General features: G+C 40.6%; 8 protein-coding genes and 2 pseudogenes. 2 read left to right on the forward strand and 8 right to left on the reverse strand.

The window, feature by feature from the left end; all coding sequences use genetic code 11:
- Nucleotides 1-19 precede the first annotated feature (19 nt).
- From NAG76_02405 to NAG76_02435, 7 genes and pseudogenes are all read right to left on the reverse strand, one after another.
- Entirely contained in the window at nucleotides 20-6,031 is a 6,012-nt protein-coding gene (locus tag NAG76_02405) for a putative Ig domain-containing protein (protein URN95130.1), read from the reverse strand.
- Nucleotides 6,032-6,116: 85 nt separating this feature from the next.
- A complete protein-coding gene (locus NAG76_02410) occupies nucleotides 6,117-6,641 on the reverse strand; it encodes a tail fiber protein (protein ID URN95131.1) in 525 nt (174 codons plus the stop codon).
- A gap of 11 nt (nucleotides 6,642-6,652) precedes the next feature.
- Entirely contained in the window at nucleotides 6,653-7,156 is a 504-nt protein-coding gene (locus NAG76_02415; protein URN95132.1) for a tail fiber protein, read from the reverse strand.
- Between the two features lie 57 nt (nucleotides 7,157-7,213).
- Nucleotides 7,214-7,723, reverse strand: a complete 510-nt coding sequence (locus tag NAG76_02420) for a tail fiber protein (GenBank protein URN95133.1) — start codon at nucleotides 7,721-7,723, stop codon at nucleotides 7,214-7,216.
- 767 nt (nucleotides 7,724-8,490) lie between these two features.
- Nucleotides 8,491-8,613, reverse strand: a pseudogene (locus tag NAG76_02425) (NAD(P)H-dependent oxidoreductase).
- Between the two features lie 17 nt (nucleotides 8,614-8,630).
- The gene (locus NAG76_02430; protein URN95134.1) at nucleotides 8,631-8,906 is read right to left on the reverse strand and encodes a DUF2277 domain-containing protein; all 276 of its coding nucleotides are present in this window, start codon (nucleotides 8,904-8,906) and stop codon (nucleotides 8,631-8,633) included.
- A gap of 145 nt (nucleotides 8,907-9,051) precedes the next feature.
- A pseudogene (locus NAG76_02435) lies at nucleotides 9,052-9,228 on the reverse strand (GMP synthase (glutamine-hydrolyzing)).
- Nucleotides 9,229-9,500: 272 nt separating this feature from the next.
- On the opposite strand from NAG76_02435, the gene NAG76_02440 reads away from it, so the two are divergent.
- Nucleotides 9,501-9,914 carry a hypothetical protein gene (locus tag NAG76_02440; protein ID URN95135.1) on the forward strand — a complete coding sequence of 138 codons (414 nt, stop codon included), beginning with the start codon at nucleotides 9,501-9,503 and terminating at the stop codon, nucleotides 9,912-9,914.
- 147 nt (nucleotides 9,915-10,061) lie between these two features.
- Here the strand turns inward: NAG76_02440 and NAG76_02445 are convergent, their stop codons facing one another.
- The gene (locus NAG76_02445; GenBank protein ID URN95136.1) at nucleotides 10,062-10,997 is read right to left on the reverse strand and encodes a hypothetical protein; all 936 of its coding nucleotides are present in this window, start codon (nucleotides 10,995-10,997) and stop codon (nucleotides 10,062-10,064) included.
- A gap of 562 nt (nucleotides 10,998-11,559) precedes the next feature.
- Between NAG76_02445 and NAG76_02450 the strand changes: the two genes are divergently transcribed.
- A complete protein-coding gene (locus NAG76_02450; GenBank protein ID URN95137.1) occupies nucleotides 11,560-12,117 on the forward strand; it encodes a recombinase family protein in 558 nt (185 codons plus the stop codon).
- Nucleotides 12,118-12,197 lie beyond the last annotated feature (80 nt).

The following is a 12,197-nucleotide window of genomic DNA, read 5'->3' on the forward strand; positions in this document are numbered from 1 at the left end:
ATGTCTTATGTTGTTGACTTTACCTGTTAATCAGATCGGAAGTTTGAAGTAGCCTTTGTATAACCATTGCTACCTCTGCTCTAGTAATGTTAGCTTTTGGTGCTAACAGATTATTATTTCTGCCTGAAATGATACCTGAGCCTACACTGTCCGCAACGCCTTCTAGCGCCCATTCAGATACAATGCTAGCATCAGTAAATTCACGAATTACATCGACATTAGATTGACTTGCTGCACTTTCTTTTAGCCCTGTAATTAGCATCGCTTTAGACACCATTAACATAGCTTGCTCACGCGTAATTTTATCATTCGGACGGAAAGTTCCATCTTCAAATCCATTAATTAGACCATATTCATATGCAGTTTGAACTGCACTGCGGTACCAAGCTGTTGTACCTATGTCCGTGAACAAACTATTTTCTTGTGATAACCTCAGTCCTAGACCACGAACAATAATAGCAGCAAACTCTGCTCGAGTAATATCCTGATCAGGATGATACATCCCATTTCCTATTCCGTTGATAACCATCTTAGATCCCATATTATTGACTGCTGCCTTTGCCCAATGATTCTCGACATCAATAAATTGTAACGGATTCCAGACAACAGAGTAAGTACTATTAGTCAAGCTGTAAATGACCGCATAATATCTGTCACCGACTTTAGTAATTTGAGTCGGTACATGACTAACTGAGCCATCTGGTTCTACAACAACACCCGTTGTAATTTGGTTCGGATTGGTTCCTTCTGGAATAGCTATCGTACGCTTCACATAGGAGTTGAATTTCGATATCTCTACTGTACGCCCGTCATACTCAACGCTAACTTTGAAATTAAGCGTTGGGGCAACTTGTGTTAACCCTTCACGATTAAATGCAGCTTCGACAATTTGCAACATGTTCTTGAGCGGTTCAGCAATTTCGATTTTCAACTTTACATCCTCTAATGCCACATTTACTCCAAGCTGAGAAGCAATTGCTGTTATATCAATTTGGTCAACTGGTATTGTGTATGAAGCATTATTTGTTTGTAGAACAATAGTCGCTTGCTGCTTTGCCAGATTTTTAATTGTACGCCCATTAATCTCAGCAATAACAACATTACTATCTGTTGTAACAGGAATTGTAATGACTACTTGCTTACCTTCTCCTTCAAAATGTTGCATCAACTTTTGTTCGTCTACTGCAACTGTAATCACTTTTTGTCCGTTTTTTCCTGAAATCGTTGCAGTACCTGCGTCCACAGCCTTCCCGTTAACTAATACATGAATTGCATTTCCTGAAGGCTCAGATGTATACACTGCGTTTACCGTAACTGTAATTGTTTCCTCGTCAGTCAACAGACCATCACTCACTTTTACCGTGAATGTATAACTTTTTGAACCTTGCATTGCTGAAGGTTGCCATGTAAATTCACCTGTTTGACTGTCTATTACAGCACCTTCTGGAGCATCGACTAAACTGTAGGTTAACGTGTTCGCTGGGTTATCCTCATCCGTTGCTTTTGCGGTAAAACTTAAATGACTTCCTGAATACACACTCTTGTTCCCTATCGCTTGCAGTACGGGCGCCACATTCACTTCGTTAACCGTAACCGTAATTTCCTCGCTATCACTAAGCACTCCATCACTAACAACGATTTCAAAGGTATAGCTACCTGCACCTTGCGTTTCCGTTGGTGTCCATGTGAATACACCTGTTGTCGCGTTGATGCTTGCCCCTGTCGGTGCATCAACTAGGCTGTAAGTCAGCGTATTCGCTGGCAGATCTGCATCTGTTCCAACTGCCGTAAATTTGAGTTGCGTTTCTTCATCTACTGTTTTGTCTCCGATCACTGTAAGTACGGGTGCTGTGTTCACCTCGTTCACCGTAACTGTAATTTCTTCTTCGTCTGTTGATACTCCATCACTTACACGAACCGTAAACGTATAGCTAGACGGACCTTGCACTTCCGTTGGCGTCCATGTGAATACTCCGGTCGTAGCGTTAATACTTGCCCCTGTCGGTGCATCAGTTAAGCTGTACGTCAGTATATTTGCTGGCAGGTCTACATCCGTTGCCGTTGCTGTAAACGTTAATTCGCTTCCTTCATCTACCGTTTTGTCACCGATTGCTGCAAGCACTGGTGCTGTGTTTACTTCGTTCACTGTAACTGTAATTTCTTCTTCATCTGTTAATACTCCATCACTTACATGGACTGTAAATGTATAGCTAGACGGACCTTGCGCTTCCGTTGGTGTCCATGTGAATACGCCTGTCGTAGAGTTAATGCTTGCTCCCGTCGGTGCGTCTATTAAGCTATAAGTCAGAATCGCCGAGTCCGGGTCTGCCGCCGTCGCTGTAAACGTCAATTCGCTTTCTTCATCTACCGTTTTGTCACCAATTGCTACAAGCACTGGAGCTGTGTTAACTTCATTGACCGTAACTGTAATTTCCTCTTCATCTGTTAATACTCCATCACTTACAATTACTTTAAACGTGAAGCTTCCAGGACCTTGCGCTTCTGTTGGTGTCCAAATAAATACACCTGTTGTCGCGTTGATACTTGCTCCTGTTGGTGCATCAACTAAACTGAACGTCAGTGTATTTGCTGGCAGATCTACATCCGTTGCCATTGCTGTAAATGTAAATAGCGTTTCTTCATCTACTGTTTTGTCTCCGATCGCTGCAAGTACGGGTGCTGTATTCACCTCGTTCACTGTAACTGTAATTTCCTCATCGTCTGTTATTGCTCCATCACTTACGACAACTTTAAATGTAAAACTACCGGGACCTTGCGCTTCCGTTGGTGTCCATGTAAATACACCTGTTGAAGTGTTAATACTTGTCCCTGTTGGCGCATCAACTAGGCTATACGTCAGCGTATTCGCTGGCAGGTCTGCATCTGTTGCAGACGCTGTAAACGTTAATTCGCTTCCTTCATCTACCGTTTTGTCACCGATTGTTGCAAGCACTGGCGCTACATTCACTTCATTCACCGTAACTGTAATTTCTTCTTCATCTGTTAATTCCCCATCACTTACGTGAACCGTAAACGTATAGCTAGACGGTCCTTGGATTTCCGTTGGCGTCCATGTGAATACTCCCGTCGTAGCATTGATGCTAGCTCCTGTTGGTGCGTCTATTAAGCTATAAGTCAAAATCGCCGAATCCGAGTCTGCCGCAGTAGCCGTAAAGGTTAGCTGACTTTCTTCATCTATCGTTTTGTCTCCAATTGCTACAAGCACTGGCGCTGTGTTCACTTCGTTAACCGTAACCGTAATTTCTTCTTCATCTGTTAACAAACCATCACTTACGGAAATCGTAAACGTATAGTTACCAGGACCCTGCGCTTCAGTTGGTGTCCATGTGAACACACCTGTTATAGCGTTAATGTTGGCTCCTGTTGGTGCATCGACTAAACTGTACGTCAGTGTATTTGCTGGCAGATCTGCATCTGTTCCTACTGCCGTAAACGTGAGCAGCGTTTCTTCATCTACCGTTTTGTCTCCAATCGCAGCAAGTATTGGTGCAGTGTTGATCTCGTTGACCGTAACCGTGATTTCCTCTTCATCAGTTAATGCCCCATCACTTACGACAACTTTAAATGTAAAGCTTCCTGGACCTTGCGCTTCTATTGGTGTCCATGTGAATACACCCGTTGTAGCATTGATGCTGGCTCCTGTTGGCGCATCAACTAGGCTATACGTTAGCGTATTCGCTGGCAGGTCTACATCTGTTGCCGTTGCTGTGAACGTTAATTGGCTTCCTTCATTTATCGCTTTGTCGCTAATTGTTGCAAGCACTGGCGCTATATTCACTTCATTCACCGTAACTGTAATTTCTTCTTCATCAGTTAATACTCCATCACTTACGTGAACTGTAAACGTATAGCTAAACGGTCCTTGAACTTCACTTGGCGTCCATGTGAATACTCCGGTCGTAGCGTTGATGCTAGCTCCTGTTGGAGCTCCAACTAAGCTGTACGTCAAGATAGCCGAATCTGAATCTGTCGCTGTTGCCTTAAAGGTTAGCTGACTTCCTTCATCTATCGTTTTGTCACCGATAGCAGAAAGCACTGGCGCCGCATTTACTTCGTTAACCGTAACGGTGATTTGCTCTTCATCAGTTAACAAACCATCACTTACGCGGAACGTAAACGGATAGCTTCCCGGACCCTGTGCCTCGGTTGGCGTCCATGTGAACACCCCCGTCGTAGGGTTGATGCTGGCTCCTGCCGGTGCATTAACTAAACTGTACGTTAGTGTATTTGCTGGCAGGTCTGTATCTGTACCCACTGCCGTAAACGTGAGCAGTGTTTCTTCATCTACTGTTTTGTCTCCAATTGCTGCAAGTACGGGTGCTGTGTTCACCTCGTTCACTGTAATTGTAATTTCCTCTTCATCAGTTAATACCCCATCACTTACACGAACGCTAAGCATATAGCTTCCTGGACCTTGCGCTTCAGTTGGCGTCCATGTAAACACACCCGTCGTAGCGTTAATGCTGGCTCCTGTTGGCGCACCAACTAAGCTATACGTCAACGTATTCGCTGGCAGATCTGTATCTGTTGCAGACGCTGTAAACGTTAATTGGCTTCCTTCATTTACCGTTTTGTCACCGATTGTTGCAAGCACTGGTGCAACATTCACTTCGTTCACAGTAACCGTAATAGATTCATCATCCGTCAACGTTCCGTCGCTTACTCGTACTATAAACGGATAAGTACCCGGACCTTGCGCTTCACTTGGCATCCATGTGAATACACCCGTCGTGGCATTGATGCTAGCTCCTGTTGGAGCTCCCACTAAGCTGTACGTCAAGATAGCTGAATCTGAATCAGTCGCTGTTGCCGTAAAGGTTAACTGACTCCCCTCGTCCACTGTCTTATTACCAATGGCACCAAGAATTGGGGCTGCATTAATCTCGTTAACCGTAATGGTAATTTGCTCGCTGTCAATTTGTGTTCCATCACTTACGCGGACTATAAACGCATAGCTTCCTGGACCCTGAGCTTCCGTTGGTGTCCATGTAAACACACCTGTTATTGGATTAATGCTTGCTCCTAACGGCGCTCCTACTAGGCTGAACGTCAACGTATTCGCTGGCAGATCTGCATCTGTTGCTGTTGCTGTAAAGGTAATTAGCGTATCTTCATTTACTGTTTTGTTTCCAATTGCACCAAGTACTGGTGCCTCATTTATCTCATTGACCGTAACTATGATATCCTCTTCATCTGTTAATGCTCCATCACTTACGATTACTTTAATTGTAAAGTAATCTGGACCCTGCGCTTCCGTTGGCGTCCATGTGAATACGCCCGTCGTAGAGTTAATACTTGCTCCTGTCGGAGCGTTACCCAAACTGTACGTTAATGTATCTCCCTCAGCATCTGATGCTGTTGCAGTAAAAGTTAGCAAGTTTTTCTCGTTTACCCACTTAATGCCAATTCCACTCAAAACAGGCGCTGTGTTCACTGGCGCTGCAGCATAATTAATTTCAAGTCTAGGATCAAGAATTTCTGCATCGTATATTGAAGTTGTAGACATTAATAACGAAATAATGCCATCAGCACCAATATTGCTGGATGTCATCAAGCTGCTCACGTCTATCCTATATGTATTAATTTGTAAAGCCGGATTATACGGATTAATACTGGAGAAAATACCCGGAACACTAGAATTAATCGATTTTTCTGGCGTAACTAGCGTTGGCATAACCGTTGCCGTACCTGGCCAATTATCACTTGTAATGGCAATTTTTAAATTTGAAATTGTAGTCCAATACCCCTCGAAGCTTTCAAAGGCAATGTATGATGAATCTATTGAACGAGTGCTATCAATTCCATTAAACTTAAAAGTTGATTCTGAGTAATTATTAATAGTGTCTCCTGCAATATAGCCAAAATCCAAAATTGTCCCATCAAAAGTAGTTCTTCCATCTATTGGACTTATCACTTGAGGAGCAGCAGCTATACGCGGTGGATATACTGGAAATAAAGAAAAAATTAGAACAAGAGTTAAAAAAATATTAATACTAACTTTCTTTCTCATAAAATTCACGACACCCCCAACTACTATAATTAAAATACAGCACAAAACTGCCTTGAAGGTCAACCTTCAGGGCAGTTCTCATAAACTACTGCTTCGGAGGATATACGCCTTCCAATGCAATAATAAGGCATAATGTCGTATATGGTTGCATATTGTTATGAGCAGTATTTCCTCCAATAACATTGAGAGCAAGTGCATTCATCGGAACATTAGGAGTGGCTGCATAGGGCTTATTTGTAGCAGCATCACTCTCACTCCCCCAAACTTTATTACTCGGATCTGCTTGAGCTGCTGTAGTTGCACTCGATCCGTTTGGAACATGCGTATGATTCGGGATCTGATCAATTGTCAACGTCTGTGTATTAGTTCCTACTGAAGCTGCAATCCCCCTAGGTGTAAGCCCTGGTCCAACTCCTTGTCCCATTGCAGCCATCCCTTGTAAATCGGGTAAAGCAAATGTTGTTTTTCCATCTCCACCATAAATGTTTCCAATAATGCTGTATAGAGCTGAATTATGTTGAATATTCATTATCTGTCCATTACACAGTGCCCAGCCGACTGGTGCATAGTTTCCTGAAAATAATCTTATTTCACCTACATATGGATCCATGACCACACCTCCTAAGATCTTGACGGATAAATGCCTTGCAACGCAATACAAAATGAAACCGTTGTATAAGGCTGCATATTATTGTGCGCTTGACTCGCCCCTGTTGTTCCAATTGCTGCCTCGTTCAACGTTGTATTAGCGCTAGCTGCATATATTGGACGTGTCGTTGCTGTAACTGCCCATGTATTACCTTCTGCTTTAGAATTATCTGCATTCACCGAGCTTCCTTGAGCCTGATGTGTATGCTGAGGCATTTCATTAATCGTTAATGTATGAGCCGCTTCTCCCCCAGCTGTCGCAATTGGATAAGAGCTTGACATGTGAATAGGAGTACGTCCCTGTAAATTAGGCAAAGCAAAATTTACTCTGCCATCTCCACCATATCTGTTACCTAAAATAGAATACAGCGCTTGATTAGTATTAATTTGCAATAGCTGCCCATTGCATAACGCCCATCCTCGTGGAACAATACCGAAAGCAAACGTTCTAATCTCACCAACAAACGGTTCTGCCATATAAAATCCTCCTCTATAGAAACAATCCTTATAGCGATACGAAACGCTAAGATTCTCTTACCCCTGTGAAGGGAAGATACCTACTAGCGCAATAATAAAACTAATGACTTTGCTTGGCATGATATTATCGTGCGGCTGATTGCCCCCGACACTCGAAACTGTTGCTGGTGACATCGTAACGTTAGGTACTGTATTCTGATAATTAGTTATCCCTGTACTAACTCCCCAGAAATTCCCTACGGGTGAGTTGCTTGTTGAATTGGCAGCAACGTTGTTCGCATTGGCAGTGTGAGTATGTGCTGGCATATTTGACTGCAGCAACGTAACTCTTTCAGTTCCTGCCATTTGACCAAGTGGATAGTTAGATGACGTATGAAGCGGAATGCGACCTCTCATATCTGGAAGTGCAAACGTAGTTCTTCCGTCACCTCCATACGTTGTTCCTAGGAGTGTATACAATACTTCATTCTCACTGATGCTTAGTATCGATCCATCGCAAAAATGCCAGCCTTGTGGTGCATAATTACCTGAGAACATCCGAATTTCTCCAACATACTGATCACTCATCTAATTTCCCCTTTTCGTATAAACTGTACCTATAACATTACTAAATAAAATACAAAAGACATCGTAGACGCTAATTAATAAAATTCAATCAATTAACAATAAAAACTCTTTGCAATTTCCTTCAGGTTGTGGAAAAAGAAAAAGAGCGCTAAACATCAATTCTGTTCAGGTCACTAAGGAAATCAATATTGGCTGGAAATTATTCGTTAATAGGTTTTGGGACAAGTGGTAGCGCTAACTAGGCAACATAATGTTGATTTAATTTTTCTGTCTATAGTTGCAAGTTATTAATAACAAAGGATAAATATGAAAACTTTTGGGAGGGTAACTTAAAGGTTTAATTATAGATTACGAATTAATTGGAAACCTCATAAATATAGGAGTAGGGAGTATGGCAATCATTCGACGAACAGTTGCTAATTTCACTCTATGACAATTATTCTAGCACTAGATTGACATGTCGTTGATTAGTAACATTGCTCCTTGAAATAAAACCATATATTACTATTATATGTAACTTTTTTTTTTTTTCAATCTCAATTTTTCTATGTTAAAACTTATATAATGGAAATATCAAAAATATCTTCTTATATTTCCTTTGAATACCTTAATCGCTCTCTACTTAATTATGCATTTTTCTTAAATTTAAATTTTTAGTAAACTAACTTTTCCATTTCATCAAATGCGTTTTCATGTACAAAATATAAAACGTCCTCGCGCAGTTGAGAGGACGTTTATCTACCTATTTTTAATACATTTATCAATAATTACACCCATAAAACGATTTCGTTTAGTTTTTTTCTAGTCTTAGCTCGATTAGGTTCTTCCTTACGATATCCGAAAGCTACCATTACAGATGGCTCATATTAGCCATTATTCAATAAATTCTCACTTTCAACTTCACATCTTATTCATTGCTCCCAAACCTTTTCGTTGTTTTGATCCGAGCGCGTTCAATTTCAACCATGCGATCTCGAGGCTCTGCTTTCGTCTCTAAGTTATCCAATAAATTTTTAGATATCAGTTGAATTTCATAAACGGCACGATTGAAAGCCTCCTCATTGGCCTTTGACGGCTTGTTGAAACCCGATATTTTTCTCACGTATTGGAGAGCTGCTGCTTCAATTTCTACATCAGTAGCAGATGGTTCAAAGTTGAATAGCGTCTTAATATTTCGGCACATAACTGTCTCCTTTTAACTTTTTATTTAGGGTCTGATGCCTCACTCGAATTTGTATCCATTATATCAGAACTGGTAACAAATCAAAAAAGCTTGAAGAAATCCTGCATAAAAGCAGGCTCTCCAAGCTTTTTAACGTTATATAATACTATTCCCACTCAATCGTAGCTGGCGGTTTAGAAGTTACGTCATAGACGATACGGTTAACGTTGTCTACTTCATTAACGATACGAACAGAAATCTTCTCTAAGATATCCCAAGGGATACGAGCCCAGTCAGCTGTCATACCATCGATAGATGTTACTGCACGAATACCTACCGTGTACTTCAATAGAGTCAATTACTATTCAATTATTGCGTTATTCTTGTATATCAATTGTAGCGGGTACACCCAGCGATTTCAACAAAAATAGGTTACAACCAGAGACATAACTATTATTCACGCTATCCTAATTCAACAGGTAAAAAAGGTGAGGTGTTATACGTGAAAACAATAGTCACCCTCACCGTTTTATATATTTATAGAGCATGGGTGACTGAGTAATTTTGTTGGTAATTGTAGATGAACAAGGAAACAATATCATTGAGGTGATTTTTATGAGAAGGAAAACGACTAAACTTGTTTTAATTGTATTTGTATTTATGACCATTAGTGGCTTTGCTAATGCGAATACACCACAGCCACCTTTAATGAGCATAGAAACGATTCCTGCTCCTGAAGGTAATTGGGTCTACTTACCTGAAGGTAATGGAGAGATGGTGATTCATGTTTCTACCGCTTATACAAATACATTAAATGTGTGGAGAGTTCCAACTGGAACACAACAATGGGAGAATCGTACTCTGATTTGTAATGAAAAAGGCAACAAAGATGACAGGACTTGTATCTGGAGATATACCAAGGACGATACTATTCATGACCATTTTGTTGTTGAAGCTTCTGGAGAAGGTGGGAGTATCAAGGATAGTATTAATGTCTCACGTAGGCACGACGAAGATCATCCTCAATAAGTTTGGTTCACACCACCTTCCCAGATGCTCTCAAGATCATACAAAAAGCACAACCGCATATGATTGTGCTTTCATGAAACTTCTCTTTTATTACACTATCGTTCCCCTTTAGCTTAATGAATCTGACGATAGTGCGTTAGGAAATCTTTACAATACCTTTTCAAGAGATGATGCAAACTTATATAGTTCCTTAAATTCATAACGATTTTCGACTAATTTAGAAAAAAGTGTTTCAATCTGTGTCTTATCCTTGTTTTGTTCCCAAATTGATAAAAGATACATAGCCACACCGTATTTAGTTATATTAACCCCGTTATCAATTGCGGTACTGAATACTTCAACACTTTCTTGATAATAAGTTGTCTCACTGAAAGTACAGCCTAAATTATGGAGTAATACAAGCATCGCCCTTCTTGATTGCCGACTTTCGTTCAATTCTTCCCAACTACCCAACAAAGATTCCTTTCGCTCCCCATTCTTCAGTTCCAATGATACATCGTTCATTAACGACTGTATATTATCTTTAGCATCCTTCAAGACAACGTAATCATTTAATTTATAGCCTTTTTCCAGTAATAAGGAGTAGTAAGTAATTTTCGAGAAAATAATATTTTCCCAATTCCCATCTTCCTCAATTAGTTCTTTCATTCGATTTAACGGGTTTCCGATGGAGGAGAGCATGTTTAATTTGATAAATGTAGCTGCCATCGCTCTATGACTTTCGAATCTGACACCCCTATTGTCTTTGTTTTTACTGGAATACTTACAGGCATATTCATACCATTCTATCCAATCATCTAATTTATTTCCTAACGACAATGTTAATGCCTGTGTGCCATCCGAAACAAACCAATGTAATTTATCGGGATGTAAAGTGTCTTTTCCCCATTCGACGAAGTTGATGTGGTTTTGGTGTTCTAAGAGGGGTTCACGCATTATTGCATAGCTGTCTGAAATATTCCAAAGTGCCCATCCTTTTTCAAGTATAGAGAGATTATTGTTGTCCATGAATTGATTCAATAGATTCACAATTTCCCGATGCTTCCCCTGCTGGAATAGATTATTAAACAACTGATAAACCAAATGTATCGTCCCCCTCACTGGTATTTTTTGTACAAGCGATTATACATGCGAATAGAATACATTTATAGTCTGATAATTCTCTTATATCTATGTTATAATTAATTCAAGGAAATACAGCAAAACCCTCCACTCGGAGGGTTTTTGTGTATTCAAAGGGGTGCCCGTTAGCTTGATTCACCCTCATACAAAAATTTGCATTTCTCGTAACGGCTCAAATCTTGCTCATAGTCGAGCGACGGATGTGCATCCCTTATTCCCAACCGCATGATTAACGAGAATGATGTAAACCACCCCCCTCCACCTCCTCTTCCACTTCATCAGACTGCCCAGAATCCATTTTAACGCTCCCTAGCCTTGTGTCATCACCCTTAACACTAACAGGTAACAGAAGCCAACTCAGTCCCGCTTCCGCCCCGATGTGCCATGTCAAAAAGTATACCTTTTGAAAGATACAAATAAGCATTCAATCCACTATGTCAAAACATTGTTTTTTAATATTGATATATGTCAATAATGGATATATACTTTTTGACATAGATATGTACGAAGGGAATGACGCATAATGAAGGTTGCATATGTCAGAGTATCAACGGCGGAGCAAAACGAAGAAAGGCAAGTAAAAGCATTAGAAGCATACAACATGGAGAAGTGGTTCAATGAGAAGGTAAGCGGTAAAGATCGCAACAGACCACAATTAAATGCCCTTATAGACTTTGTAAGGGAAGGCGATACGATATACATCGAATCCATTTCAAGGCTTGCACGAAGTACATACGATTTTCTAAGCATCGTAAAAGAATGTGAAGCAAAAGGCGTCCAACTTGTCAGCCTTAAAGAAAGCATCGACACAAGCACACCACAGGGTAAATTCATGCTAACGGTCTTTGGTGCATTGTACGAATTGGAACGAGAGAACATCAAACAACGACAGGCAGAAGGCATAGAAGTCGCTTTGAACAATGGGGTGAAGTTTGGTAGACCAAAGCAAGAGATCACATCCGATTTCACTAAGGCGTACAAAGAATGGAAGACAGGACAAGTTACAGCAACAGAAGCCATGAGAAGACTAGATATGAAGCCTAATACTTTCTACCGTCGTGTCAAAGAATATGAACAGTAGTCTGATTCTATCGCAATCTATCGGGAAAATATCATCCATGCTCGTTTATGCTCACGATTTCGAATGATTACTTCCAAACG

The sequence above is a fragment of the Candidatus Pristimantibacillus lignocellulolyticus genome (genome assembly GCA_023639215.1).
Taxonomy (GTDB): domain Bacteria; phylum Bacillota; class Bacilli; order Paenibacillales; family Paenibacillaceae; genus Pristimantibacillus; species Pristimantibacillus lignocellulolyticus.

What these genes read in the sequence shown, in the direction of transcription:
- NAG76_02440 (URN95135.1), top strand. Translation starts at nt 9,501, where the DNA reads ATGAGAAGGAAAACGACTAAACTTGTTTTAATTGTATTTGTATTTATG.
- NAG76_02415 (URN95132.1), bottom strand. Translation starts at nt 7,156, where the DNA reads ATGGCAGAACCGTTTGTTGGTGAGATTAGAACGTTTGCTTTCGGTATT.
- NAG76_02420 (URN95133.1), bottom strand. Translation starts at nt 7,723, where the DNA reads ATGAGTGATCAGTATGTTGGAGAAATTCGGATGTTCTCAGGTAATTAT.
- NAG76_02450 (URN95137.1), top strand. Translation starts at nt 11,560, where the DNA reads ATGAAGGTTGCATATGTCAGAGTATCAACGGCGGAGCAAAACGAAGAA.
- NAG76_02430 (URN95134.1), bottom strand. Translation starts at nt 8,906, where the DNA reads ATGTGCCGAAATATTAAGACGCTATTCAACTTTGAACCATCTGCTACT.
- NAG76_02410 (URN95131.1), bottom strand. Translation starts at nt 6,641, where the DNA reads ATGGATCCATATGTAGGTGAAATAAGATTATTTTCAGGAAACTATGCA.
- NAG76_02405 (URN95130.1), bottom strand. Translation starts at nt 6,031, where the DNA reads ATGAGAAAGAAAGTTAGTATTAATATTTTTTTAACTCTTGTTCTAATT.